The sequence below is a fragment of the Streptomyces sp. NPDC088730 genome, assembly GCF_044751215.1.
In the GTDB taxonomy this organism is placed as follows: Bacteria; Actinomycetota; Actinomycetes; order Streptomycetales; family Streptomycetaceae; genus Streptomyces.
This window is the reverse complement of the sequence record NZ_JBIVLK010000001.1, coordinates 1,139,253-1,165,146: the sequence shown is the minus strand read 5'-3', so window position 1 is coordinate 1,165,146 and position 25,894 is coordinate 1,139,253. Positions and strand designations below refer to the sequence as shown.

The 25,894-nt window shown below is 70.5% G+C and carries 20 protein-coding genes; 2 read left to right on the top strand and 18 right to left on the bottom strand.

The genetic code is table 11. The annotated features are described in order from the left end of the window. The first annotated feature begins 195 nt into the window (after positions 1 to 195). Positions 196 to 2,526 carry a glycosyl hydrolase family 95 catalytic domain-containing protein gene (locus tag ACIP89_RS05205; protein ID WP_402113074.1) on the top strand — a complete coding sequence of 777 codons (2,331 nt, stop codon included), beginning with the start codon at positions 196 to 198 and terminating at the stop codon, positions 2,524 to 2,526. Between the two features lie 23 nt (positions 2,527 to 2,549). Here the strand turns inward: ACIP89_RS05205 and ACIP89_RS05200 are convergent, their stop codons facing one another. From ACIP89_RS05200 to ACIP89_RS05185, 4 genes are all read right to left on the bottom strand, one after another. Continuing rightward, on the bottom strand, positions 2,550 to 3,032 hold the full coding sequence (locus ACIP89_RS05200; protein WP_402113072.1) for a GNAT family N-acetyltransferase: 483 nt from the start codon (positions 3,030 to 3,032) through the stop codon (positions 2,550 to 2,552). Continuing rightward, entirely contained in the window at positions 3,029 to 3,970 is a 942-nt protein-coding gene (locus ACIP89_RS05195) for an RluA family pseudouridine synthase (RefSeq protein ID WP_073735516.1), read from the bottom strand. The genes ACIP89_RS05200 and ACIP89_RS05195 overlap by 4 nt, the downstream gene beginning before the upstream one ends. Positions 3,971 to 3,993: 23 nt before the next feature. After that, positions 3,994 to 4,653 carry a signal peptidase II gene (lspA, locus tag ACIP89_RS05190; RefSeq protein WP_402113069.1) on the bottom strand — a complete coding sequence of 220 codons (660 nt, stop codon included), beginning with the start codon at positions 4,651 to 4,653 and terminating at the stop codon, positions 3,994 to 3,996. A 133-nt stretch (positions 4,654 to 4,786) separates the two neighbouring features. Then, complete coding sequence (locus ACIP89_RS05185; protein ID WP_402113066.1) at positions 4,787 to 5,542, bottom strand: TraR/DksA family transcriptional regulator; 756 nt, start codon at positions 5,540 to 5,542, stop codon at positions 4,787 to 4,789. 575 nt (positions 5,543 to 6,117) lie between these two features. Between ACIP89_RS05185 and ileS the strand changes: the two genes are divergently transcribed. After that, positions 6,118 to 9,267: an isoleucine--tRNA ligase gene (gene ileS / locus ACIP89_RS05180; protein WP_402113064.1), complete on the top strand. Its 3,150-nt coding sequence runs from the start codon at positions 6,118 to 6,120 to the stop codon at positions 9,265 to 9,267. A gap of 224 nt (positions 9,268 to 9,491) precedes the next feature. Here ileS and ACIP89_RS05175 read toward each other — a convergent pair whose 3' ends face one another. The 14 genes from ACIP89_RS05175 to ACIP89_RS05110 all read right to left on the bottom strand — a co-directional run bounded on the left by ACIP89_RS05175 (position 9,492) and on the right by ACIP89_RS05110 (position 25,892). After that, a complete protein-coding gene (locus tag ACIP89_RS05175; RefSeq protein WP_401922944.1) occupies positions 9,492 to 10,640 on the bottom strand; it encodes a DivIVA domain-containing protein in 1,149 nt (382 codons plus the stop codon). Positions 10,641 to 10,689: 49 nt separating this feature from the next. After that, entirely contained in the window at positions 10,690 to 10,974 is a 285-nt protein-coding gene (locus tag ACIP89_RS05170) for a YggT family protein (RefSeq protein WP_371773735.1), read from the bottom strand. Between the two features lie 71 nt (positions 10,975 to 11,045). Then, positions 11,046 to 11,657 carry a cell division protein SepF gene (locus ACIP89_RS05165; RefSeq protein WP_073735522.1) on the bottom strand — a complete coding sequence of 204 codons (612 nt, stop codon included), beginning with the start codon at positions 11,655 to 11,657 and terminating at the stop codon, positions 11,046 to 11,048. 125 nt (positions 11,658 to 11,782) lie between these two features. Then, positions 11,783 to 12,511 (bottom strand): YggS family pyridoxal phosphate-dependent enzyme, encoded by a 729-nt coding sequence (locus ACIP89_RS05160; protein WP_401922941.1) that lies wholly within the window; start codon positions 12,509 to 12,511, stop codon positions 11,783 to 11,785. A 3-nt stretch (positions 12,512 to 12,514) separates the two neighbouring features. Continuing rightward, positions 12,515 to 13,276: a peptidoglycan editing factor PgeF gene (gene pgeF, locus ACIP89_RS05155; protein ID WP_401922938.1), complete on the bottom strand. Its 762-nt coding sequence runs from the start codon at positions 13,274 to 13,276 to the stop codon at positions 12,515 to 12,517. After that, entirely contained in the window at positions 13,273 to 14,487 is a 1,215-nt protein-coding gene (ftsZ, locus tag ACIP89_RS05150) for a cell division protein FtsZ (RefSeq protein ID WP_401922935.1), read from the bottom strand. The genes pgeF and ftsZ overlap by 4 nt, the downstream gene beginning before the upstream one ends. Positions 14,488 to 14,763: 276 nt before the next feature. Next, entirely contained in the window at positions 14,764 to 15,558 is a 795-nt protein-coding gene (locus tag ACIP89_RS05145) for a cell division protein FtsQ/DivIB (protein WP_402113061.1), read from the bottom strand. 50 nt (positions 15,559 to 15,608) lie between these two features. After that, positions 15,609 to 16,703, bottom strand: coding sequence for an undecaprenyldiphospho-muramoylpentapeptide beta-N-acetylglucosaminyltransferase (gene murG / locus ACIP89_RS05140; RefSeq protein ID WP_024493378.1), 1,095 nt, complete (start codon positions 16,701 to 16,703; stop codon positions 15,609 to 15,611). A gap of 6 nt (positions 16,704 to 16,709) precedes the next feature. Then, positions 16,710 to 18,152 (bottom strand): putative lipid II flippase FtsW, encoded by a 1,443-nt coding sequence (gene ftsW, locus ACIP89_RS05135; RefSeq protein WP_401922930.1) that lies wholly within the window; start codon positions 18,150 to 18,152, stop codon positions 16,710 to 16,712. A 115-nt stretch (positions 18,153 to 18,267) separates the two neighbouring features. Continuing rightward, positions 18,268 to 19,710, bottom strand: coding sequence for a UDP-N-acetylmuramoyl-L-alanine--D-glutamate ligase (murD, locus tag ACIP89_RS05130; protein WP_401922927.1), 1,443 nt, complete (start codon positions 19,708 to 19,710; stop codon positions 18,268 to 18,270). Further along, complete coding sequence (mraY, locus tag ACIP89_RS05125) at positions 19,692 to 20,762, bottom strand: phospho-N-acetylmuramoyl-pentapeptide-transferase (RefSeq protein WP_401922925.1); 1,071 nt, start codon at positions 20,760 to 20,762, stop codon at positions 19,692 to 19,694. The genes murD and mraY overlap by 19 nt, the downstream gene beginning before the upstream one ends. After that, positions 20,759 to 22,165 (bottom strand): UDP-N-acetylmuramoyl-tripeptide--D-alanyl-D-alanine ligase, encoded by a 1,407-nt coding sequence (murF, locus tag ACIP89_RS05120; protein ID WP_402113058.1) that lies wholly within the window; start codon positions 22,163 to 22,165, stop codon positions 20,759 to 20,761. Before murF ends, mraY begins: the two co-directional genes overlap by 4 nt. Positions 22,166 to 22,169: 4 nt before the next feature. Beyond that, the gene (locus ACIP89_RS05115) at positions 22,170 to 23,888 is read right to left on the bottom strand and encodes a UDP-N-acetylmuramoyl-L-alanyl-D-glutamate--2,6-diaminopimelate ligase (protein ID WP_401922920.1); all 1,719 of its coding nucleotides are present in this window, start codon (positions 23,886 to 23,888) and stop codon (positions 22,170 to 22,172) included. An 18-nt stretch (positions 23,889 to 23,906) separates the two neighbouring features. Continuing rightward, positions 23,907 to 25,892 carry a peptidoglycan D,D-transpeptidase FtsI family protein gene (locus tag ACIP89_RS05110; RefSeq protein WP_401922917.1) on the bottom strand — a complete coding sequence of 662 codons (1,986 nt, stop codon included), beginning with the start codon at positions 25,890 to 25,892 and terminating at the stop codon, positions 23,907 to 23,909. Positions 25,893 to 25,894 lie beyond the last annotated feature (2 nt).

The window sequence follows — 25,894 nt, the reverse complement described above, 5'->3', positions numbered from 1 at the left end:
TACGGGGTTCCACCCTGCCATGCAAGGCACGCAATCCCGACAACACCCCCTCCGCACAGCCCTCCTGGCCGATCATTCCTCCGATGTTTCTGCCGTCAACCCCCTTCCGCCGCCCTCTGCGGAAGGGCAGTATGCGGCGTGCGTCATTCAGGGACGAGAACTCTCACCACATACATGACTGGCAGGAGAGACCACGTGACCGCGTTCTCCCGAAGGCATTTCGTCGGCACGGCCGCGGCCGGCACCTCCGCGTTCTGGCTCGTCGGCTCCCCCACCGGATGGGCGGCGCCCGGCGCCGCGCCCGCCGGCCGACCGGGCCCCGACGCCCACGAGGAAACCGTCCACGAGAAGACCGCCCGGGACGCCGCCATGACCTGGCGCACCCTCCCCGCCGGCTGGCAGGAGGCCCCGTTCCTCGCCAACGGCTACCTCGGCGCCCAGCTGTACGCGGGCGAGTCCGCCAACACGCTGAAGGTGATGCTCAGCCACAGCCAGGTGCAGGACCAGCGCGGCCAGTGGCGCGGCGGCATCGGCTTCTCCCGGCTGCCCATCGGGTACTTCACCCTGACCCTGGCCGGGGAGATCACCGGCGTCGACTGGACCCTGGACCCGTACGACGCCGAGCTGCGCGGCACCGTCACCACCACCCGTGGCTCCCTGGCCTTCTCCGCCCTCGTCCAGAACGACACCGGCGCCCTGCTGGTCTCCACCCGGCCCAGCCCCGGCGAGGAGTCCTCGGCCTGGTCCTTCCAGTGGCTGCGGGCCGCCACCACCCGCAACAGCGGGAAGCCGGAGGACTACACGCCCAACCCGGACCCCCGGACCGGCGCCGGCTTCGTCGAACAGCCGCTGCTCGCCGGCGGCGGCTGGACCACCGCCTGGCGCGAGCGGCGCGAGGGTACCGGCCGGCTGCTCGCCGCCCACCTGGTGTACCGCTTCCCCGGCCGGGTGTCACAGGCGACGGCGGACGCGCTGCGGGCCGTGGACCGCACCCTGGCCACGGCCCCGGACCGGCTGGTGGACCGTCACCGCCGCTGGTGGCACGCCTACTACCGGCGCAGCTTCCTCTCCGTACCGGACAAGCGGCTCCAGAGCTTCTACGTCCTCCAGCTCTACAAGCTCGCCGCCTCGACCAGGGCCGGGGGTCCCACGATCTCCGAGTGGGGCCCCTGGTTCCCCGAGGTGGGCAACAACTGGACGGCGGTCTGGTGGAATCTCAACGTCCAGATCGGCATGGCGCCGGTCCACGGTTCCAACCACCCCGAACTGGACTCGGTGACCAGCACGTTCCGCCGCTTCGAGCACAACCTCCCGGCCTCCGTCCCGGCCGCGTACCGCGACGGCGAGAGCTACGCGCTGGGCCACCCCTCCGACTGGCAGCTGCGCGCGGGCGACACCTACGACGTCGGCGCCCCCGGCTCCGACCACGTCTCCGACAATTTCGGCAACCTCATCTGGGCACTGCACAACGTCTGGCAGTCCTACCGGCACTCGATGGACCTGTCCGTCCTGCGCGACGTCGTGCACCCGGTCCTCGCCAAGGCCGTCAACTTCTACGCGCACTTCCTGCACGAGGGCCCGGACGGCAGGCTGCACCTGCTGGAGACCCGCTCCCCCGAGTACGCCGACGCCGAGGACTGCACGTACGACCTCTCGCTCATCCGCTGGGGCGTGCGCACCCTCATCGCGTCCTCGAAGCTGCTGCGGAACAACGACCCCCGGCTCGCGCGCTGGCAGGACATCGAGCGCCGCCTCACCCCGTACGCCGAGGACCCGGCGGCCGGTGTGATGATCGGCAAGGACGTCCCGCTGGCCGATTCGCACCGCCACCACTCGCACCTGCTCTGGCTGTACCCGCTGCGCGAACGGAGCTGGGACCGGGCCGGGGACCGTGCCGTCATGCGGCGCTCCATGGACCACTGGGTCTCGATGCGGGAGTTGTGGCACGGCTACAGCTACGCGACCGCTTCCTCGATGTACTCGGTGATGGACGAGCCGGAGAAGGCGCTCGACTTCCTGGCCTTCTTCACCGATCTGAAGGTGGTCGCGGACTGTCAAATGACAGTCAACACGATGTACCGGGAGGGCAAGAACCTGGCGCTGGAGAGCCCGCTGTCCGCCGCTCAGTCGATGCTCGACATGGTGGTGCAGGGACACGGGGGCGTGCTGAAGGTCTTCCCGTCCGTCTCGGACCGCTGGGCCGACGCGTCGTTCGCCTCCCTGCGCACCCAGGGCGCCTTCCTCGTGGACGCCGACCGCTCGGGCGGTGCCACGCGCTGGGTGCGGGTGCACAGCGAGGCGGGCGCCCCGCTGACCCTGGACCACTCGCTCCGGGGCCCGGTCGAGGTACGGGACAGCCGCGGCCGCCCGCTGCGCTGGCGGGAGAGCGGGCCGGGCCGGATCACGGTCGCCCTGCCGCGCGGTTCCACCGCGCTGATCACCCCGAAGGGCCCCCGCCGGGGCACGACGGGCCCGCGCGACGTGCCGTCGAACGGGGCCTGGACGAGGTGGGGCCTGCCGGGCTGACCGCGGCAGGCGGCAGGCGGCCTCTAGTCGTTCAGGGTGCGGCGCATCGCCCGGTGCGCGATGCCCGCGTCCGGGAACTCCGGGCCGTACGCGACGTAGCCGAGCCGCTCGTAGAAGCCGAGCGCGTGGGTCTGGGCGTGCAGGTCGACGGCGGTCAGGCCCAGCTCGCGGCCCGCGGCCTCGATGGCCCGCACCAGCGCCGCGCCGACCCCGAGACCGCGCGCCCCGCCGGCCACCGCGAGCCGGCCGAGCGAGCCGACCGTGAGGTCACCGCCGGTCTTCGCCTCGGTGCCGGGGCCGTGCAGCAGCCGCCCGGTGCCGAGCGCCGTGCCGTCCGCCGCGACGGCGATGACGTGCACCGCGTCCGCGTCGTAGGCGTCGTACTCGATCTCCTCGGGCACGTTCTGCTCACCGACGAAGACGTCCTTGCGGATCTGGAAACAGGCGGCGCGGTCCTGCTCCCCGACGGCGGTGCGGGTGGTGTACGGGAGTGGTGTGCCGGTCATTCGCTCTCCGCCGCGATCCGGTCCAGGGCCTGCTGGAGGTCGTCCGGGTAGGTGCTGGAGAACTCCACCCAGCGGCCGTCGGAGGGGTGCTCGAATCCGAGCCGGACGGCGTGCAGCCACTGGCGGGTCAGGCCGAGCCGCTTGGCCATCGTCGGGTCGGCGCCATAGGTCAGGTCACCGACACAGGGGTGCCGGTGGGCGGACATGTGCACCCGGATCTGATGCGTACGGCCGGTCTCCAGCTTGATGTCCAGGAGGCTGGCGGCGCGGTACGCCTCGATCAGGTCGTAGTGCGTGACCGACGGCTTGCCCTCCGCGACGACCGCCCACTTGTAGTCGTGGGTGGGGTGGCGCCCGATGGGGGCGTCGATGGTGCCGCTCATCGGGTCCGGGTGCCCCTGGACCAGTGCGTGGTACTTCTTCTCGACGACCCGGTCACGGAACTGGGCCTTCAGCAGCGTGTAGGCCCGCTCGGACTTGGCGACGACCATCAGCCCCGAGGTGCCGACGTCGAGCCGGTGCACGATGCCCTGGCGCTCGGCGGCGCCCGAGGTGGAGATCCGGTACCCGGCGGCGGCGAGGCCGCCGATGACGGTGGTGCCGGTCCAGCCGGGGCTCGGGTGCGCGGCGACGCCGACCGGCTTCATGATCACGACGATGTCGTCGTCGTCATGGACGATCTCCATGCCCTCGACGGGTTCGGCGACGATCTGGACCGGCGCGGGAGCCTGCGGCATCTCCACTTCCAGCCAGGCACCGCCGTGCACCCGCTCGGACTTCCCGGCCACCGAACCGTCCACCTGTACCTTCCCGGCGGCGGCCAGCTCTGCGGCCTTGGTGCGGGAGAAACCGAACATGCGGGAAATGGCGGCGTCGACACGCTCGCCTTCCAGGCCATCGGGTACGGGCAGGGTTCGGATCTCGGGATGCGTACTCACCTGTCGAGTATGCCTTGCATGGCTCAGTCCTTGTGCACGGTGCCGTCGGGGTCCAGGCCCTTGAAGGAAAGGATCACGATCAGGATGCCGCCGCAGACGATCGAGGAGTCGGCCAGGTTGAAGACGGCGAAATGGGCGGGGGCGATGAAGTCCACCACCGCGCCCTGGAAGGTGCCCGGCGCGCGGAAGACGCGGTCGGTCAGGTTGCCCAGCGCACCGCCGAGCAGCAGCCCGAGCGCGATGGCCCAGGGCAGGCTGTAGAGCTTGCGCGCCAGCCGCGCGATCACCACGATGACGGTCGCCGCGATGATCGTGAAGATGATCGTGAAGGCCTCACCGATACCGAACGCGGCGCCCGCGTTCCGGATCGCGTCGAGCCGGAGCCAGCTGCCGAAGATCTCGACCGGCTCCTGGTGCTCCAGCTTCGCCACCACGAGCATCTTGCTGCCCAGGTCGAGCAGGTACGCCAGGACGGCGACGCAGAAGAGCAGGATGATCCGGCGCCGCCGGGTGGCCGCCGAACGGTCGACCACCGCCTCGCCGTCCCCGTCCGCCGCGGCGGTGGGGTCCACCGACCGCCCGTCCGGGGAGCCGGCCTCCTCGCCCCGCTCCGGCTCGGCCGCTTCGTGTCCCCCGGACTCAGGGATGTCCGGCCTGCCGATGATGCTCTCCGCCTCTGCCACGTGAGTCCCTCAACCTAGTTCCCGACTGAGGACGAGGGTACGACACACCGGCGCGGGCCAGGGCCTGTCCCCGGCCGATCACGGCCGGACACCGTGCCCCGGCCGTGATCCGGCCCGGTCCGGACGGAAGACCCTAACCGCGCCGCTCCTGCTTCTGTTTGTCCTCGACACACAGGGTGGCCCGGGGGAACGCCTGCATCCGCGCCTTGCCGATCGGATTGCCGCAGATCTCGCAGAGCCCGTACGTCCCGGCGTCGAGCCGGGCCAGCGCCCGTTCCGTCTGCTCCAGCGTCTCCTGGGCGTGCGCGGCGAGCGACATCTCGTGTTCGCGGGTGATGTTCTTGGTGCCGGTGTCCGCCTCGTCGTCACCCGCCCCGTCGCCGGAGTCCCGCATCAGCCCGGCCAGCGCCGCGCCCGAGGTCTCCAGCTCGCTGCGGAGCCGGGCGATCTCGCCGGTCAGCTCGGACCTGGCGGCCGAGACCTCCTCCGCGGTCCAGGGGTCCTCGCCCGGCCGTACGGCCAGCTCCCCCGGCGTGGTCGCGGCGGCGCGGGCCGGCGGCACGGGCGCCGCGCTCCGGCCGGCGGTCCGGGTCCTGGCCGCGCTCTTCTTGGCTACCACCCTGTGGGCTCCCGTCTGCTCGGCGGCCTCGGCCGCCCCCGTGGCCGCAGCGGCGGCCTTCTTCGAAGCCTTCTCGGCCACGGTCTTCGCGGCCGCGGCCTTCTTCGGAGCGGCCTTCTTCGGAGCGGCCTTCTTCGCCGCCGCCTTCTTGGTCGCCGATTTCCTGGGCGCCGCCTTCTCGGCGGCCTTCTTCGTCGCCTTCTCCCCGGCCGCCGCGCCCGTGGATTCCGCTGACGCCGTCTTCTTTGCGGCGGTCTTCTTCGCCACCATGGCCGCGGCCCCTTCACACATTGTGATCTTGCTCGCGAGTCGTGCTGGGACGATAAGTCGACCCCAGCCCCGCGGCAACGGGGCACGCCGCCGGTTCGCCCCTCCCCGTGTCCGGATCACAGCCCGCCTGAGTCCGTTGTGCCCAGCTCCCCGCCGGGTAATCCGCCCTCGTCCCGCTCACCGGGCGGCGCCGGGACTCCGTACGCCGCGTCTGGCCATTCGGGTCAGGCCGGGCCGGCCGTTAAACCGGTCGGCCGCCGCGCCCCGGGCCCCGTACACTGGCGACAGCGAGAGGCGTGGATGGGACGAGTAGCGTCGTACGCAGCCAGGAGCGACCCGGGGACGGTGGAAGCCCGGGGGCGAGCGCGTCGTGAAGATCACCCGGAGCCGTCGGAGGAAAACTCTGGACCGTGGGCCGCGCCCACGTGCACAGGGCGAGTAGAACCGGCTTCGCACCCCTAATGAGGGGGCCACGGGCAGCCGCCCCGGGGCCAAGGAGGGTGGTACCGCGGGAACCCGACCGGTTCTCGTCCCTCCGACGGAAGTGGAAAACGTCCGCCGGAGGAAGCCCGCACATGACATCGCCGCAGTACCGCCAGGTACCCGCCCAGGTAGACCTGCCCGCGCTGGAGCACGCCGTGCTCGACTTCTGGCGCGAGAACAAGGTCTTCACCAAGAGCCTCGACCAGTCCGAGGGCCGCCCCGAGTGGGTCTTCTACGAGGGCCCGCCGACCGCCAACGGCATGCCCGGCGCCCACCACATCGAGGCCCGCGTCTTCAAGGACGTCTTCCCGCGCTTCCGGACCATGCAGGGCTACCACGTCGGCCGCAAGGCCGGCTGGGACTGCCACGGGCTGCCGGTCGAGCTCGCCGTCGAGAAGGAGCTGGGCTTCAACGGCAAGAAGGACATCGAGGCGTACGGCATCGCCGAGTTCAACGCCAAGTGCCGTGAGTCCGTGACCCGGCACACCGACGCCTTCACCGAGCTGACGACCCGGATGGGCTACTGGGTCGACCTCGACGACGCCTACCGCACGATGGACCCCGAGTACGTCGAGTCGGTCTGGTGGTCGCTGAAGGAGATCTTCGACAAGAACCTGCTGGTCCAGGACCACCGCGTCGCCCCCTGGTGCCCGCGCTGCGGCACCGGCCTCTCCGACCACGAGCTGGCCCAGGGCTACGAGACGGTCGTCGACCCCTCGGTCTTCGTCCGCTTCCCGCTCACCTCCGGCCCGCTGGCCGGCGAGGCGGCCCTCCTGGTCTGGACGACGACCCCCTGGACCCTGGTCTCCAACACGGCCGTCGCCGCGCACCCCGAGGTCGAGTACGTCGTCGCGACGGACGGCGAGGAGAAGATCGTCGTCGCCCGGCCGCTCGTCGAGAAGGCACTGGGCGAGGGCTGGGAGCTGACCGGTGACTCCTTCACCGGCCGCGAGATGGAGCGCTGGACGTACGAGCGCCCGTTCGCCCTGATCGACTTCCCCGCGCCCGCCCACTACGTCGTCAACGCCGAGTACGTGACGACCGAGGACGGTACGGGTCTGGTCCACCAGTCCCCCGCCTTCGGCGCAGAGGACCTCCTGGTCTGCAAGGCGTACGGCCTGCCGGTGGTCAACCCGGTCCGGCCCGACGGCACCTTCGAGGAGGACGTGCCGCTGGTCGGCGGCGTCTTCTTCAAGAAGGCCGACGAGGCGCTCACCGAGGACCTGAAGGACCGCGGCCTGCTCTTCCGGCACGTCCCGTACGAGCACAGCTACCCGCACTGCTGGCGCTGCCACACCGCGCTGCTCTACTACGCGCAGCCGTCCTGGTACATCCGCACGACGGCGATCAAGGACCGGCTCCTGGAGGAGAACCAGAAGACCAACTGGTTCCCCGACTCGGTCAAGAACGGCCGCTACGGCGACTGGCTGAACAACAACATCGACTGGGCGCTGTCCCGCAACCGCTACTGGGGCACCCCGCTGCCGATCTGGCGCTGCGAGGACGACCACCTCACCGTCATCGGTTCACGCGCCGAGCTGAGCGAGCTGACCGGCACCGACCTCTCCGGCCTCGACCCGCACCGGCCGTTCATCGACGAGATCACCTTCACCTGCTCGCACGAGAGCTGCCAGCTGGAGGCGTACCGCGTCCCCGAGGTCATCGACGCCTGGTACGACTCGGGCTCGATGCCCTTCGCTCAGTGGGGCTACCCGCACAAGAACAAGGAGATCTTCGAGAGCCGCTACCCGGCGCAGTTCATCTCGGAGGCCATCGACCAGACCCGCGGCTGGTTCTACACGCTGATGGCGATCGGCACCCTGGTCTTCGACAAGTCGTCGTACGAGAACGTGGTCTGCCTGGGCCACATCCTCGCCGAGGACGGCCGCAAGATGTCCAAGCACCTGGGCAACACCCTCGAACCGGTCCCGCTGATGGACCAGCACGGTGCCGACGCCGTGCGCTGGTTCATGGCGGCCGGCGGCTCCCCGTGGGCGGCGCGGCGCGTCGGTCACGGCACGATCCAGGAGGTCGTCCGCAAGACGCTCCTCACGTACTGGAACACGGTCGCCTTCCAGGCGCTGTACGCCCGCACGTCCGACTGGGCGCCGTCCGGGGCCGATCCGGCACCGGCCGACCGCACGGTCCTGGACCGCTGGCTGCTGAGCGAGCTGAACGCCCTGGTGGACCAGGTCACCCAGGCGCTGGAGGGCTACGACACCCAGCGGGCGGGAAAGCTGCTCTCGGGGTTCGTCGACGATCTGTCCAACTGGTACGTACGCCGCTCCCGCCGGCGCTTCTGGCAGGGCGACAAGGCGGCGCTGCGCACCCTGCACGAGGTCATCGAGACGGTCACCCGGCTGATGGCCCCGATGACCCCGTTCATCACCGAGCGGGTCTGGCAGGACCTGATCGTTCCGGTCACCCCGGACGCCCCGGAGTCGGTCCACCTCTCCGACTGGCCGAAGGCGGACCTCGCGGCGATCGACCCCGAACTCTCGACGCAGATGGCGCTGGTGCGCCGGCTGGTCGAGCTGGGCCGGGCGACGCGTGCCGAGTCGGGCGTCAAGACCCGCCAGCCGCTGTCCCGGGCCCTGGTCGCGGCCTCGGGCTTCGAGGGCCTCTCCCCCGCGCTGCGGGCCCAGATCACCGAGGAGCTGAACGTCTCCTCCGTGGCCTCCCTGTCCGCCGGAGGCGGTTCGCTGGTCGACACGACGGCGAAGGCCAACTTCCGGGCACTGGGCAAGCGGTTCGGCAAGGGCGTCCAGGCCGTGGCCAAGGCCGTCGCGAACGCCGACGCCGCCGCACTGTCGCTGGCCCTGCGCGAGGGCACGGCCTCGGTCGAGGTCGACGGCGAGACGGTGTCGCTCGCCCCGGACGAGGTCATCATCACCGAGACCCCGCGCGAGGGCTGGTCGGTCGCGTCCGACTCCGGCGCCACGGTCGCCCTCGACCTGGAGATCACCCCGGAGCTGCGGCGTGCGGGCCTCGCCCGTGACGCGATCCGCCTCATCCAGGAGGCCCGCAAGAACAGCGGCCTGGACGTGGCGGACCGGATCGCCGTCCGCTGGACGTCCACGTCGCCCGCGACGGCCGAGGCGCTGACCGAGCACGCGCCGCTGATCGCGGACGAGGTCCTGGCCCTGGACTACGCGCAGGGCGAGGCCGACGCGGCGTACGGCGAGCCGTTCGAGGACGAGGGCCTGTCCCTGACGTTCCGCCTCCGCAGGACGGAGCGGTAGCCCAGCCGGCCGGAGGCCCGCCCGGATCACGTGATCCGGGCGGGCCTCCGGCGTTTTCCCCTGCCCTCCGAACGGGGTACGGGGGCGGAGCCCCGTGGGCGGGACGCAGGCTGAACCGCCGGGAACGGAACGCCCCCGCACGGCAAAGGGCCGGGCCCCGGGGAAAACCCCGGGGCCCGGCCCTTTGCCTGCCGACGGCTACGCGCTCAGCGAGCGCGAACCGCTCAGTTGTCGTCCTCGTCGATCAGGAACCCGCGCATCGGCGAGGGTGCCTGCTGCATCGGCTGCGGCGCCTGCGGCCGCACCGGTGCCATCGGCTGGGTCATCGCCGGCGACATCTGCTGCTGGCCACCGTACGAGGGCGCGCTGCCCATGGACGGGCTGCCGCCCATCTGCGGGCCACCGTGACCACCGTGGTTGCCGCCCATGCTGTGGCCCATGGCACCCGCACCGGCCGGAGCCAGCGAGGGCGACGGCGGCAGCGAAGCGGTCGCCGGGGTCCGCGGCGGAGCGAGCGAGTCGTCCGCCTGGGTCTCCAGCTGACGCAGCTGGCTCTCCAGGTAGGACTTCAGACGCGTCCGGTACTCGCGCTCGAAGCCACGCAGGTCCTCGACCTTGCGCTCAAGCGTCGCGCGGGCCGACTCCAGGGAGCCCATCGCCACGCGGTGCTTCTCCTGCGCGTCCCGCTCCAGGGCGTCCGCCTTGGCACGGGCGTCGCGCTCCAGGCCCTCGGCACGGCTGCGCGCCTCGCCGACGATCTTGTTGGCCTCGGAACGGGCCTCCGCGATCGCCTGGTCGGCGGTCTGCTGCGCCAGGGAGAGGACACGGGCGGCGCTGTCGCCGCCAGGGCCCTGCTGCTGCTGCATCTGCGGCGGCTGCTGCTGCTGCATCTGCTGCATCTGCTGCTGCTGGGGGTTGTGACCGCCCATGGGGCCGCCCATCGGGCCACCCATGGGACCGCCCTGCATCGGGCCGGGGCCGTGCGGGCCCTGCGGACCGGGGCCGTGCGGACCCTGAGGTCCGTGGCCGCTGGGACCGGCGGGCAGCTGCGGAGCGCCACCGGGCAGCTGGGGCGGACCCATCTGCGGGGGCTGCTGCTGCTGGACCGGCGGACCAGATATGGCGGCCGGCACCGGTGCGCCGGGCCGTTCCTGCTGCTCCGGCTTGCGCATGCCTTGCTGCTGCTGGTTCTGCGCGGCGGCACGCGTGGCGGCGGCCAGCTTGGCGCGCAGGTCCTCGTTCTCACGGAGCAGCCGGGTCAGCTCCGATTCGACCTCGTCGAGGAAGGCGTCAACCTCGTCCTCGTCATAGCCTTCTCGGAGGCGGACCGTCGTGAACTGCTTGTTCCGCACGTCCTCGGGGGTCAGCGGCATCTCTTCTTCACCTCTACGTAGTCGTCGGCAGTCGGCAAGACCGTATCGCTCACAACTTGATCACGACGCTGATCAGGATGGAAACGATGATCATCAGAACGAAGAAGGACAGGTCGAGTGCCACGCCCCCGAGACGCAGCGGCGGAATGAACCGCCGCAGGAGCTTGAGCGGTGGATCGGTGACCGTGTAAGTCGCCTCAAGAACGACCACCATCGGCTTGCCCGGCTGCCATGAACGTGCGAACTGGAAGACGTAGTCCATGACCAGCCGGAAGATCAGCACGATGAGGAAACACATCAACGCGATGTAGACAACACTTTGAGCGACGCCCATCCTCGCGCTTCCCTCTCCCCTGGCTCTCGTAGCTCCGGCCTCTCGGCCGGGTTGTTCCCGGTGTCGTGTTCTCAGCTCTGGTTGAAGAATCCGCCCTCTGCGATGCGGGCCTTGTCCTCCGCCGTGACATCGACGTTAGCAGGCGACAACAGAAAGACCTTCTGTGTCACTCGCTCAATGCTGCCATGGAGACCGAAGACGAGTCCCGCGGCAAAGTCGACAAGTCGCTTCGCGTCCGTATCGTCCATCTCCGTGAGATTCATGATCACCGGAGTGCCCTCACGGAAGTGTTCCCCGATGGTACGGGCCTCGTTGTAGGTCCTGGGGTGCAGCGTGGTGATGCGGTAGGGCTCCCGCTCGGACACAACCTTGGGCATGATCACCGGTGCGTTCTTCTCCAAGTTCGAGCGTTCAGGTGTGATGGATGCCACGGGGGCGATTCGGGCGGGTCGCTCCCGCTCGGCCGGGATCTGAACCGGCTCCCGTTGCGCCGGAGGCTGTACCGCTCGTACCGGTTCGTCCCGTTCCCGCTCCACCTGATGCGCGGGCTGGTGCCGGCGCCGGTCCCGCTCGGGCTCCGGCTCGGGTTCGAATTCGTCGTCGGGGTCGAACCCCGGACCGTCGTACCCATCGTCCTCCACGAGGCCGAGGTAGACCGCCATCTTGCGCATCGCGCCGGCCATGCTCTGAGTCCTCCGCTCTGTGGTGGATCGGCATCTGTCACCAAGTGCCCGCGATCCACTGTGGCCTACCCGCCATGGGCGATAATGACCATATTTTCTGCTGTGGTCCGACTTGCTTGGCGACGTTACCCGAGCCCGGGTCGGACTCCGAGTACCGCAGTACCGACGCGCACATGTGTCGCTCCGGCCGCAACCGCGTCCTCAAGGTCCGCACTCATCCCTGCGGAGACCATGTTCGCAGCCGGATGGTTCCCGCGCAGCCGGGATGAGATTTCCATCAGCCGGTCGAACGCGGCCCGTTGCCTTCCGGCGAACGGTCCGACGAGCGGCGCGACGGTCATCAGACCGGCCGGCCGCAGCCCCGGGGCGGATTCGAGCGCGGCGGCCAACTCCTCGACCCCGTCCGGGGCGACGCCGCCCCGCTCCCCCCGCTCACCGCTCTCCGCGTCGAGCGCGACCTGGATGAGACACCCGAGTTCACGCCCCTCGCGCTCGTCGCGCCGGACCGCGGCGGAGAGTGCCGTCACCAGCTTGACGCGGTCCACCGACTGCACGATATCGGCATAACTCACCACAGAGCGAACCTTATTCGTCTGCAATTGACCGACAAAGTGCCATGTGAGGGACAGATCCGCACATGCGGCGGCCTTGGGCGCGGCGTCCTGGTCACGGTTCTCCGCGACCTGGCGCACGCCGAGTTCGTGCAGGATCCGCACATCGCTCGCCGGGTAGGTCTTGGTGACCACGATGAGGGTCACCTCCTCCCGCTTGCGGCCGGCGGCGGCGCACGCGGATGCGATGCGTTCCTCCACCTGTGCGAGATTCGCTGCGAGTTGATCCTTACGGTCCGTCATGCCCTATCCGTCCAGCCAGACATATCCGGCGAGCCGCCCGGTGGTGCGGTCGCGTCGGTACGAGAAATGGTCACCCGATTCGAGAGTGCAAACGGGCGACATGTGCCGGTCGGTGATTCCGAGGGCGTCGAGCTGGGCATGGACCCCGGCGGTGACATCAACGGCGGGGGTCCCCCAGCTGGTCTCCGACCAGGAGGCGGGGACGCTCGCCGCGACCTCTTCCCGCATCGCGGCCGGGACCTCGTAGCACCGTCCGCAGACGGCCGGCCCGGTGCGGGCGATGATCCGCGAGGGGGTGGCGCCGAGCCGGACCATGGCCCCGACCGCGGCGGGCACCACTCCGGCGAGGAGACCGGGACGGCCCGCGTGTGCCGCCGCGACGATCCCGGCGACCGGGTCCGCGAGGAGTACGGGGGTGCAGTCCGCGGTGAGAACGGCGAGCGGGAGTCCGCGCCGCGCGGTCACCACCGCGTCCACGGCGGGAATCTCGGAGGCCTCGCCCCACGGTCCGTCGACCACCGCGACGTCCCGGCCGTGGACCTGGTTCATCCAGACGACCCGCGCCGGGTCGAGCCCGCGCCCGCGGGCGGCGCGCTCCCGGTTGGCGAGAACGGCGGCGGGGTCGTCACCGACCGCGCCGCCGAGGTTGAGCTCCGCATACGGGGCGGCGCTCACCCCTCCCCACCTGTCGGTGAAGGAGAAGTGGGCGCCGCCCCCCGAAGAAACGGAATCCGCGTGACTCACTGCGTGGTGCGGACCTATCACTTCAAGAAATCCGGAACATCCAGCTCTTCGGCCTGGGAGTCCTGGTAGGGACGGGCCGGCGGGACGTGCGGCGGCGAGACCGGCGGGAGGTGGCTCTCATTGGCCACCGGCACCGGCTCGGCCTGGACCGGGGTCTCCTCGCGCGGGGGCACGGAGCCCAGTCCGCTCGACTGGCGCACGGGCTCGGCGGCCCGGACCGGCGGGGCGGACTCCTCGCGCTTGGTGGAGTTCGCGCCCAGGACGTTCTCGCGACGGGCCGGCGGCTGTCCGCCGTCGAAGCCCGCGGCGATCACGGTGACCCGCACCTCGTCGCCCAGTGCGTCGTCGATGACCGCACCGAAGATGATGTTCGCCTCCGGGTGCGCCGCCTCGCTCACCAGCTGGGCGGCCTCGTTGATCTCGAAGAGACCGAGGTCGCTGCCGCCGGAGATGGAGAGCAGGACACCGCGGGCGCCGTCGATCGACGCCTCCAGGAGCGGCGAGGAGATCGCCATCTCGGCCGCCGCCACCGCGCGGTCGTCGCCGCGCGCGGAGCCGATGCCCATGAGTGCCGATCCGGCCTCCGACATGACCGACTTGACGTCGGCGAAGTCGAGGTTGATCAGACCCGGGGTGGTGATGAGATCGGTGATGCCCTGGACACCCGAGAGCAGCACCTGGTCGGCCGACTTGAACGCGTCGAGCACGCTGACCTGGCGGTCCGAGATGGACAGCAGTCGGTCGTTGGGAATGACGATGAGGGTGTCGACCTCTTCGCGGAGTTCGGCGATGCCGTCCTCCGCCTGGTTTGCGCGACGCCGGCCCTCGAAGGTGAACGGGCGGGTGACCACACCGATCGTCAGGGCGCCGAGCGAACGCGCGATATTGGCGACGACGGGTGCGCCACCGGTGCCGGTGCCACCACCTTCGCCTGCGGTGACGAAGACCATGTCGGCCCCCTTGAGGACCTCCTCGATCTCTTCACGGTGGTCCTCTGCCGCCTTACGACCGACGGCCGGGTTCGCCCCGGCGCCGAGGCCACGGGTGAGTTCACGGCCGACGTCGAGCTTGACGTCGGCGTCGCTCATCAACAGGGCTTGCGCATCAGTGTTGATCGCGATGAACTCGACGCCCTTGAGACCGACCTCGATCATTCGGTTGATGGCATTGACACCACCGCCGCCGACACCGATGACCTTGATGACTGCGAGGTAGTTCTGCGGTGCTGCCACGTCGAAGGCCTCTCGCCTCGAGTTACGTGTCGTCGCTTGGCGGTAGTCCCGCCGCGACGACGGATGCCGATTGGGACGGTCCGAACGCCGACCCAAACCCTAACGTTGAAGTTTAGGGTTACCAGTGTGTCTGCTTCATGGACTCTTCCGAACAGGACACTAAGTCGACAAGTGGCGCACGTTCAACGAACACGCCGAACCTCCCGTTTTTCTTTTCACCCTATGTGATCACCCGTAGCGCTGACCAACCAGGGTGCTGGCCAGGCCGAATGTGCGTCAACTGCCCGACACCGCAGGGGCGGTGGGTGCACTCACGTCGAAGTGTCCCGCTTTGGGAGCGGCTTTCATGAGTGCGGTGAGGACTTTCGCCTTCACAGCACCTTCTTCACCACTCCCCCAGATCACCTCACGGTCCCGAGTGAGCTCCAGGGAGATCGAATCGTACGAGGTGACCCGCACGACCCTGGTGTCCCCGGCAATGCCGCCCGGAAGGTCGCCCGCGACCCGGACCGCCTCCCGCACCAGCCGGTCGCTGCCGAAACGGCGCAGGCTCGCCGACTGACCAGCGGTCAGTTCCAGCAGGGGTACGCGCCCGGGTGCCTTGTCCACCGTGGCGAAGCGCACACCTTTGGCGTCCACTTCAATGAACTTTGCGCCCTTTTTCACCAACAGGACCGGCTTTCGTTCGGTCACCTTAAGTCCGATGCCGTGCGGCCATGACCGTACGACATCCACCGAGTCGATACGAGGCAACTTCTGGCGCAATCTGTCCACGATGGCGCCCGTGTCCACGGAAACGAGCGGAGACCCCATCGGGACCGCAGCGGCCGCCTCCACCTCGGCCGGTGACAGTACGTCGACACCGGTGATCCGGACCCGTTCGGTCCGGAGCCAGGACGAGCCGTAGAGCGCCCAGACAGCGCCGGAGCCGAGCAGCAGTACGGCCGCGGCGATCACGATCAGCAGGGTCCGCCGGGACATCCGGCGCCCTTCGGTCCCCGGGCGCGGCGGCCGGTCCGGGGTGTCCTCCTGCTGCCCTGCACCGCGCTGGGCGGTCGTCGGTCCGGCCACGCTCGCTCCTTATGCCGGGGCCGGGGGCGCCGCCCCCGGACCCGTCCGCCTCACGCGCCTCGGCGTGCGGCAATCGCCTCGTACACCATGCCGACCAGCAGGTCGTCGGCGTCCCGGCGGCCGAACTCGGCGGCAGCCCGGGACATTTCGTACAGCCGGTGCGGATCCGCCAGCACCGGAAGGACGTTGCCCTGCACCCACTCCGGGGTGAGCGCGGCGTCATCCACCAGCAGACCGCCGCCGGCGTTGATCAGCGGCTGGGCGTTGAGCCGCTGTTCGCCGTTGCCGATCGGCAGCGGGACGTAGGCGGCGGGCAGCCCGACGGCGGAGAGTTCCGCCACGGTCATCGCGCCCGCGCGGCAGAGCATCATGTCGGCCGCGGCGTACGCGAGGTCCATCCGGTCCACATACGGTACCGGGATATAGGGCGGCATACCCGGCATGTTGTCCACACGCGGCATTTCGTTCTTCGGACCGACCACGTGCAGGATCTGAATTCCGGAGCGCTGCAGCAGCGGGGCGACCCGCTGGACCACCTCGTTGAGGTGGCGGGCGCCCTGCGAGCCGCCGGAGACCAGGAGCGTCGGCAGGTTCGGGTCGAGTCCGAAGGCGGCACGCGCCTCGGGACGGACCCGGGCCCGGTCCAGGGTGGCGATGGTGCGGCGAAGCGGAATGCCGATGTAGCGGGCGCCGCGGAGCTTGCTGTCGGGGGTGGAGACGGCGACCCCGTGCGCGTACCGCGAACCGATCTTGTTGGCCAGGCCCGGCCGGGCGTTGGCCTCGTGCACCACGATCGGCACCCCGGCGCGTTTGGCGGCGAGATAGCCGGGCAGGGCGACGTACCCGCCGAAGCCGACCACGCAGTCCGCCCTGGTCCGCTCCAGGATCTGCTCGGCGGCCTTGATGGTGCCGCGCAGCCTGCCCGGGACGGTGATGAGTTCGGGGGTGGGCTTGCGCGGCAGCGGTACGGCCGGGATCAGGGCGAGTTCGTACCCCCGCTCGGGTACGAGTCTTGTCTCAAGTCCGCGCTCCGTGCCGAGAGCGGTGATTCCCACGCTCGGGTCCTGCCTGCGCAGGGCGTCCGCGAGGGCAAGCGCGGGCTCGATGTGGCCGGCGGTCCCCCCACCGGCGAGTACGACATGCACCGAAATTCACCGCTCTCCGGACGAACGCTTCTTGATGCGCCGTCTCATCGTCTTCCATCTCACCCCGGGCCTCCGCATGGCCAGGGCCGCCTTCGCGGCGGGATCCTCTCGCGCGAACGCGATCAGCAGCCCGACAGCGAACATGGTCGGAAGCAGGGCGGACCCTCCGTAGGAGAACAGCGGGAGCGGGACGCCGGCGATCGGAAGCAGACCGAGCACCGCACCGATATTGATCACGGCCTGAGCCGTGATCCAGGTCGTCACACCTCCCGCGGCATACCTCACGAAGGGGTCCTCCGTGCGTCCGGCCACGCGGATACCCGCATAGCCTAGAGCCGCGAAGAGGGCGAGTACGGACAGCGTCCCCGCCAACCCCAGTTCCTCCCCCGTGATGGCGAAGATGAAGTCGGTGTGGGGTTCGGGGAGTTGCCCCCATTTCTCCACACTCGCACCGAGCCCGGATCCGAACCAGCCGCCGGACGCCAGAGCGTAGATACCGTGCACGGCCTGCCAGCACGAGCCGCCCGGTCCCGGTTCGCTCGCGCCCATGCAGTCGAGCCTGGCCATCCGGTTCGGGCTGGTCTTGATCAGCACGATCCCGATCAGTCCGGCGGTGGCGAGCACCCCGGCGAACAGCCGGGTGGGGGCGCCGGCCAGCCAGAGCAGCCCGAACAGGATCGCCGTGAGAATGATCGCAGTGCCCATGTCACCGCCGAGCATGATCAGCCCGAGCAGCATGAAGGCGACCGGCACCAGCGGCACCAGCATGTGCTTCCACTGGTTCAGCAGCCGCTTGTCCTGTTTGCGGGCGAGCAGGTCGGCCCCCCACAGGACGAGGGCGAGCTTGCCGAACTCGCTGGGCTGGAGCTGGAAGGGCCCGCCCAGGTAGAGCCAGTTGCGGTTGCCGTTGACCGACATCCCTATCCCCGGCACCTGGACCAGCACCATCAGGAAGACGGCGCCCATCAGCAGCGGGTAGGACAGGGCTCGGTGCAGCTTCACCGGCATCCGGGCGGCGATCGCCATCAGCCCGGCTCCGATGACGGCGGCCAGGAACTGCTTGCGGAAGAAGTAGGTGCCCGGCTTGTCGAGCTCCAGCGCCTTGATCATCGAGGCGGAGTAGACCATCACGAGCCCGAGCACGGTGATGAGCAGCCCGGCACCCAGGATCAGGTAGTACGCCGTCAGCGGGCGGTCCCAGGCCCGGCGTGCCTGCTCGTAGAGCCGCCGCACACCGCCGCCGCGCGGGGTACGGGGACTGCCCGTGCTCCTGGAGCGGGCGGCCGGGGGCCGCCGGGAGCCTGGTGCGGACCTGACGCGGAGCGCGAGTCCGTCCGGCAGCGGGGCGCCCGCGGCCGCCAGGAGGGGCGGATGGAGCGCCCGGCTGATCGCCGCGGTCGCCCGTGAGCGGTCCCCGCCGGGTGCGGCAGGGCTCTCTTCGGCCGGCATCGTCCTGTCCCCTCCACTGCTCGTGCCCGGGGCTTCGGTGCCGAGGGCCCGCGCCCACGGCACTGCCGTACGCACCCGGTTGTCCCGGGACGGTACGGCGTGCAGGCCGGGCCCGTCAGGCGCTCTCGGCGGCGAGTGCGCGGACCGCGTCCGCGAAGGCCTCGCCCCGCTTGTTGTAGTTGGTGAACATGTCCATCGAGGCGCAGGCCGGGGCCATCAGTACGGTGTCTCCCGGCCGGGCGAGCCGTGCCGCCTCGCGGACCGCCTCCGACATCGCCCCAGTGTCGGTCCGGTCGAGGTCGGTCACCGGGACCTCGGGCGCGTGTCGCGCGAGGGCTTCGCGGATCAGTGCGCGGTCGGCACCCATCAGCACGACGCCCCGCAGGCGCTTCGCGCACCCGCTCACCAGCTCGTCGAAGGTGGCTCCCTTGGCCAGACCGCCGGCGATCCAGACGATGGGCTCGTACGAGGCCAGGGAGGCCTCGGCGGCGTGGGTGTTGGTGGCCTTGGAGTCGTCGATGTACGCGACCCCGGCCACGTCGGCGACGTGCTCGATGCGGTGCGGGTCGGGGCGGAAGTTCCGCAGTCCGTCCCGTACGGCGGCGGGCTCCACGCCGAAGGCGCGGGCCAGCGCCGCGGCCGCCAGCGCGTTGGCGATGTTGTGCGGGGCGGGCGGGTTCACGTCCGCGACCTCAGCAAGCTCCTGGGCCTGCTTCTGCCGGTTCGTCACGAAGGCGCGGTCGACGAGGATGCCGTCGACGACCCCGAGCTGGGAGGGCCCGGGGGTGGAGAGGGTGAAGCCGATCGCCCGGCAGCCCTCCTCGACGTCCGCCTCGCGCACCAGTTCCTCGGTGACCGCGTCCGCGACATTGTAGACGCAGGCGACGGTGTTGCCCTCGTAGATCCGGCCCTTGTCCGCGACGTACGCGGCCATGGAGCCGTGCCAGTCGAGGTGGTCGGGGGCGAGGTTGAGTACGGCCGCGGAGTGGGCGCGCAGCGAGGGCGACCAGTGCAGCTGGTAGCTGGACAGCTCGACGGCGAGTACGTCGTACTCCTCGTCCCCGAGCACCGCGTCCAGGAGCGAGACGCCGATGTTGCCGACGGCCGCGGTGCGCAGACCGGCCGCCTCCAGGATCGAGGCGAGCATCCGGACGGTCGTGGTCTTGCCGTTGGTGCCGGTGACCGCGAGCCAGGGGGCTGGTTCCCGGCCGTCCCGTCCGCGCAGCCGCCAGGCGAGTTCGACGTCGCCCCAGACGGGGACGCCCGCCTCGGCGGCCGCGGCGAACAGCGGCTTGTCGGGCTTCCAGCCCGGGGTGGTGACGATGAGCTCGGTGGACTCGGGCAGGGTGGCCCCGTCGCCGAGGCGCACGGTGATGCCCTGCGCCTCCAGCTCCGCGGCCTGGGCCCGCGAGCGCTCGTCGTCCCCGTCGTTCACGACGGTGACGACGGCGCCGAGACCGTGCAGCACCCGGGCCGCCGGGATCCCGGAGACCCCGAGTCCGGCGACCGTGACGTGCTTGCCCTGCCAGTCCGCGTTACTCACTTCTTGGCTGCCCATCCTGCGTAGAAGAGGCCGAGACCGACGATGACGCACATGCCCTGGATGATCCAGAAGCGGACCACGACAAGGACTTCGGACCACCCCTTGAGTTCGAAGTGGTGCTGGAGCGGCGCCATCCGGAACACCCGCTTGCCGGTCATCTTGAACGAACCGACCTGGATGACGACGGACATCGTGATCATCACGAAGAGGCCGCCGAGGACCGCCATCAGGAACTCGGTGCGGGAGCAGATCGCCAGACCGGCGAGCGCGCCGCCGAGGGCGAGCGAACCGGTGTCACCCATGAAGATCTTGGCGGGCGAGGTGTTCCACCACAGGAAGCCGAAGCAGGAGCCCATCAGGGCGGAGGCCACGACCGCGAGGTCGAGTGGATCTCGTACTTCGAAACACGCGCTCGGGTTGGTGAGGGTGGCCGCGTTGGCGCACGACTCCTGGAACTGCCAGAGCCCGATGAAGGTGTACGCGCCGAAGACCATCACCGACGCACCGGTGGCGAGGCCGTCCAGACCGTCCGTCAGGTTCACGCCGTTGGACATGGCGAGAATCATGAACAGCGCCCAGACCACGAACAGCACCGGCCCGATCGACCAGCCGAAGTCCTCGACGAACGAGAGCTTGGTGGAGGCGGGGGTGTTGCCCCGGGCGTCCGCGAACTGGAGCGAGAGCACCGCGAAGGCGATGCCGACGATCAGCTGACCGGCCATCTTCGCCTTGGCGCGCAGGCCCAGCGAGCGCTGCTTGACGATCTTGATGTAGTCGTCGAGGAAACCGACGAGCCCCATGCCCGCCATCAGGAAGAGGACCAGCACGCCGGAGAAGCGCATGTCCTCGCCGGTGATCAGCTTCGAGGCGACGTACGCGATGATCGTCGCCAGGATGAAGGCGATGCCGCCCATGGTGGGCGTGCCCTTCTTCGATCCGTGGGTGCGCGGCCCGTCGTCCCGGATGAACTGCCCGTATCCCTTGCGGGCCAGCAGCTTGATCAGCAGCGGGGTACCGACCAGGGTCAGGAAGAGCCCGATGGCCCCCGCGAAGAGGATCTGCCTCATCGGCCGGCGACCTCGCCCTCGGTCGCGTTCTCCAGCAGTGCCGTAACGACCTGCTCCAGGCCGACCGACCGGGACGCCTTCACCAGCACGACGTCTCCCGGGCGCAGTTCACTGCGCAACAGGTCGACGGCAGCCTGTGCGTCGGACACATGCACCGACTCCTCACCCCACGAACCCTCGTTGTATGCGCCCAGTTGCAGCCAGGAGGCCTCTCTGCCCCCGACCGCGACGAGCTTGCTGACGTTGAGCCGGACGGCAAGCCGTCCGACCGCGTCGTGCTCGGTGAGCGAGGCGTCGCCGAGCTCGGCCATCTGGCCGAGCACCGCCCACGTACGACGCCCCTTCCCCATGGCGGCCAGCGCGCGCAGCGCGGCTCTCATGGATTCGGGGTTGGCGTTGTAGGCGTCATTGACGAACGTCACGCCGTCCGGACGCTCGGTGACCTCCATGCGCCAGCGGGAGAGGGTGCCCGCCTCGGAGAGCGCTTCGGCGATCTCGTCTGCGGACAGGCCCAACTCATGGGCGACGGCGGCCGCGGCGAGCGCGTTCGACACGTGGTGCTCACCGTACAGGCGCATGGTCACATCGCTGCACCCGGTGGGTGTGTGGAGGCGGAACGCGGGGCGGCCGTCGTCGGTGAGCCGCACGTTCTCTCCCCGTACGTCCGCATCCGCGGCTTCGCCGAAGAGCAGGATCCGGGCCTTGGTGCGGGAGGTCATGGCGCGGACGAGCGGGTCGTCGGCGTTGAGTACGGCGAGACCGTCCGCGGGGAGGGACTCGACCATCTCGCCCTTGGCCTGGGCGATCTGCTCGCGGCCGCCGAACTCGCCGATGTGCGCGGTGCCGACGTTCAGGACGAGGCCGATCCGGGGCGGGACCAGGCCGGTGAGGTAACAGATGTCACCGATGTAGCGTGCGCCCATTTCGAGGACCAGGTGCCGGGTCTCCTCGGTGGCGCGCAGCGCGGTGAGCGGCAGACCGATCTCGTTGTTGAGGTTGCCCTCCGGGTAGACGGTGGGGCCCTTGCGCTCCAGGAGCTGGGCGATCAGGTCCTTGGTGGAGGTCTTGCCGGCGGATCCGGTGAGGGCGACCACGGTGGTGCCCAGGCGGCCGACGACGGCGCGGGAGAGCGCGCCGAGCGCCGCCACCACGTCGTCCACGACGATCGTGGGAACGCCGACGGGGCGGGCGGCCAGCACGACTGCCGCGCCCGCCTCGACGGCGCGCTCCGCGTAGTCGTGGCCGTCGACCCGTTCACCGGCGAAGGCGACGAAGAGGCTGCCTTGCTTCACCGCGCGGGAGTCGATGACGACCGGCCCGCTGACGATTGCTGCCGGATCCGGTATGTCGTACGACTGCCCGCCGACGATTTCGGCGATCTCGGCGAGGGAAAGGGCGATCACTTGGTCATCCCTGACTGTTGTTCTCGTGGGTGGGGGCGCGGTGGGCGGCGCTCTCGTGTCCCATGGACCGCTCGATGGCCTCGCGCAGGACCACCCGGTCGTCGAAGGGGCGCACGACGCCGTGGATGTCCTGGCCCTGCTCGTGGCCCTTGCCCGCGACGATCACGGTGTCGCCCGGCCCGGCGCGGCCGACCGCGGCGGCGATGGCGGCGGCCCGGTCGGCGTCGACCAGGACGTCGCCGCGTTCGTGCACGGGCACCTCCGCGGCGCCCGCGAGCATGGCGGCCAGGATGCCGAGGGGGTCTTCCGAGCGGGGGTTGTCGGAGGTCAGCACGGCGGTGTCGGAGAGCCGGGCGGCGGCCGCTCCCATCGGGCCGCGCTTGGTGGTGTCCCGGTCGCCGCCGCAGCCGAGGACGATGTGCAGCTTGCCCTCTGTGACCTTGTGGAGGGAGCGGAGCACCGATTCGACGGCGTCGGTCTTGTGCGCGTAGTCGACGAGTGCGAGGTACGGCTGTCCGGCGTCGACCCGCTCCAGCCGGCCGGGCACCCCGGGCACGAGGGCCACGCCGTCGGCCGCGATCTGCGGGTCGATGCCCGCGACGGCGAGGGTGACGATCGCGGCCAGGGTGTTGGCGACGTTGAACGGTCCGGGCAGCGGGGCCCTGGCTGTGGCCCGTTCGTCCTTGGGGCCGACGACCGTGAAGGTGGAGCCGAACTGGCCGACCTCGACGTCCTCGGCATGCCAGTCGGCGTCCGGGTGGCCCTCCGCGGAGAAGGTGGTGATCGGGACCGAGGCCTCGGTGATCAGCCTGCGGCCGTACTCGTCGTCGAAGTTGACGACGCCCTGCCTGCTGCGCTGCGGGGTGAACAGCCGCGCCTTGGCCTGGAAGTAGTCCTCCATACCGGAGTGGAACTCCATGTGCTCCGGGCTGAGGTTGTTGAAGACGGCGACGTCGAAGACGCAGCCGTCGACCCGGCCGAGCACCAGGGCGTGGCTGGAGACCTCCATGGTCACCGCGTCGGCGCCGCGCTCGCGCATGACGGCGAACAGGGCCTGGAGGTCGGTGGCCTCCGGTGTGGTCCGCTCGGACTTGATGCGCTCGTCGCCGATCCGCATCTCCACGGTGCCGATCAGGCCCGTGCTGCGGCCTGCGCCGCGGAAGCCGCCCTCGATGAGGTAGGCGGTGGTGGTCTTGCCGGAGGTCCCGGTGATGCCGACCTGGAGCAGGTCGGTGCCGGGGTGCCCGTAGATCTCGGCGGCGAGTTCGCCCATCCGGCCGCGCGGGTCCTCTGTGACCAGCACCGGGAGTCCAGTGGCGGCGGCGCGTCCGGCGCCCGCCGGGTCGGTGAGGATGGCGGCGGCGCCGAGGCCGGCCGCCTGGGCGGTGAAGTCGGCGCCGTGCAGACGGGCGCCGGGCAGGGCCGCGTACACGTCTCCGGGACGTACGGCCCGGGAGTCATGGGTGATGCCGGTGACTTCGCCGGTACCCGGCGGTTCGACTCCCAGCCGGGCGGCCAGCTCAGCGATGGAGGTCGGCCGCAGCCGATCCGGGCGGGGCGCTCCCGGGTAGTTCACAGGGGCGTCCTTCTGGGTGGTTCGGGACTGTTCAGCGTGGGACACGGCGGTGAGCGTACCGGGAGCACCCGGCCTCTCGCGAAGTGAGGGGCCGGGGCCGTGGTGGTTCCCGTTCCGGTTCCCGGGATCAGGGGTGATGGTTGTCACTGGAGGGTCTCCCCGAGTTCACTCGCCGGGTTCGAAGGACACCGGCAGCCTGGCCGGCTCGCTGCCGGAGGGTGCGGTCTGAAGCGTCTTGAGCGCGAATTCCATGACCTGCTTGTAGATGGGCCCGCAGATCTGGCCGCCGAAGTAGCCGCCCTTGGTGGGGTTCTGGATCGCACAGTAGACGGTGATCTGGGGGTTGTCGGCCGGGGCGAAACCGGCGAAGGAGGCGGTGTAGCCGTGGTAGCCGCCGCGTACCGGATCGACCCGGTTGGCCGTACCGGTCTTGCCCGCGACCCGGTAGCCGGGGATCTTGGCCCGGGTTCCGGTGCCCTCCTGGTCCCCGACCACCGACTCCAGCATCTTCGCGAGGGTCTTCGCCGTCTTCTCGCTGACCACCCGGGACTGCTCGGGGGCGTCCGCGGGGGTGAAGCGGCCGTCGGCCCCCTTGGTGCCGCGGACCAGGGTGGGTGCGATCCGCACCCCGCCGTTGGCGATCGTGGAGTAGATCGAGGCGGCCTGCATGGCGTTGAGGGAGAGCCCCTGGCCGAACGGGATCGTGTACTGCTGCGAGGTCGACCAGTCCTGCGGCTTGGCGAGGATGCCGGGGGTCTCACCCGGGTAGCCGAGTCCGGTCGGGGAGCCGATACCGAATTTGCGCAGGTAGGAGTAGAGCGTCTTGTTGGCCTGGGCCTGCGTCCTGCCGAGCTGTCCGGCGGCCAGGATGGTGCCGATGTTGCTGGACTTGGCGAGCACGCCGTTGAGCGTCAGGTACCAGGTGGGGTGGTCGATGTCGTCCTTGAAGAGCCGGTCGCCGCGGTGCAGCCGGTTGGGGACGGTGACGTGGGTGCCGGGGGTGGCAGCCCCTTCCTCCAGCACCGCGGCCATGGACATGACCTTGCTGGTGGAGCCGGGCTCGTACACGTCCTGGAGCGCCGCGTTGCCCAGGGACGCCGCGTCGGCCTGCGAGAGGTCGTTGGGGTCGAATCCGGGGGCGTTGGCCATGGCGAGCACCTCGCCGGTCCGGGTGTTCTGGACGACGACGTAGCCCCGGTCGGCCTTGGACTCCGTCACCTGTTCGGAGATGGCCTTCTGGGCCGCCCACTGGATGTCGCGGTCGATGGTCAGCTCGATGTCGGAGCCCGCGACGGCCGGGACCTCCTTGGTGCCCGCGGTGGGCACCCGGCGGCCGCCGGACTGGGCGTACTTGATCGTGCCGTCCTCGCCCGCCAGCTCCTTGTCCAGCTGTGATTCCAGGCCGCCCGCGCCCTTGCCCTCCGCGTTGACGTAACCCAGTATCCCGGCGGCGAGCCCGCCGTTGGGATAGACCCGCTTGGTGGTCGCCTCCTGGAAGACACCGGCGAGCACATTGGCTCCGGGTCCGCCGGCCGCCTTGTCCTTGGCGGCCTTCTCCGCGAAGACCGACTTGAGGTCCTTGATCTGCTTCCAGACCTGCGGGGTCTGCCGGCGGGCGAGCACCGCGTACCGGCTCCCGGGCTTCGCGAGCTTCTTGGTCAGCTCGGCTGCGTCGGCGCCGAGGATGGGCGCGAGCAGGGCGGCCGCCTGCTGGGGGGCGTCCGGGGCCTTGCTGTCGGCCGGGGTGAACATCTTGGGGTCGGCGGTGATGTCGTACGCGTCGACACTGGTGGCCAGCGCGATGCCGCTGCGGTCGGTGATCTGGCCGCGCTCGGCGGCGACGGTGTAGCTGAGGTAGCGGTTCTTGTCCGCCTTGGCGGCGTACGCGTTGGCGTCGACGGCCTGGACCTGGAGGAGCCGGACGACGAACGCGATCATGACGAGTGTCAGGGCGAGGCTGACCAGCCGGAGCCTGGGGCGCGGGCTGCCGAGCCGCAGCCGGCGGCCGGAGCGGGCGCGCGGGGCCGGCCTGCGCGCGGCGGGCGCGGACCGCCGTCGCGCGTCGGGGCGGGGACGGCCGGAGCGGGGCGCCGCGCTACGGGGGCGCGCCGGGCCGGGGACCCGGCGGCGCGGGGGTTCCTTGGAGGGCACTG

Bases quoted from the DNA above. Each gene is read 5' to 3' on its own strand.
- ACIP89_RS05200 (WP_402113072.1), bottom strand. From the start codon at position 3,032: ATGACCGGCACACCACTCCCGTACACCACCCGCACCGCCGTCGGGGAG.
- ACIP89_RS05185 (WP_402113066.1), bottom strand. From the start codon at position 5,542: ATGGTGGCGAAGAAGACCGCCGCAAAGAAGACGGCGTCAGCGGAATCC.
- ileS (WP_402113064.1), top strand. From the start codon at position 6,118: ATGACATCGCCGCAGTACCGCCAGGTACCCGCCCAGGTAGACCTGCCC.
- ACIP89_RS05175 (WP_401922944.1), bottom strand. From the start codon at position 10,640: ATGCCGCTGACCCCCGAGGACGTGCGGAACAAGCAGTTCACGACGGTC.
- ACIP89_RS05170 (WP_371773735.1), bottom strand. From the start codon at position 10,974: ATGGGCGTCGCTCAAAGTGTTGTCTACATCGCGTTGATGTGTTTCCTC.
- ACIP89_RS05165 (WP_073735522.1), bottom strand. From the start codon at position 11,657: ATGGCCGGCGCGATGCGCAAGATGGCGGTCTACCTCGGCCTCGTGGAG.
- ACIP89_RS05160 (WP_401922941.1), bottom strand. From the start codon at position 12,511: ATGACGGACCGTAAGGATCAACTCGCAGCGAATCTCGCACAGGTGGAG.
- ftsW (WP_401922930.1), bottom strand. From the start codon at position 18,152: ATGCCGGCCGAAGAGAGCCCTGCCGCACCCGGCGGGGACCGCTCACGG.
- murD (WP_401922927.1), bottom strand. From the start codon at position 19,710: ATGGGCAGCCAAGAAGTGAGTAACGCGGACTGGCAGGGCAAGCACGTC.
- mraY (WP_401922925.1), bottom strand. From the start codon at position 20,762: ATGAGGCAGATCCTCTTCGCGGGGGCCATCGGGCTCTTCCTGACCCTG.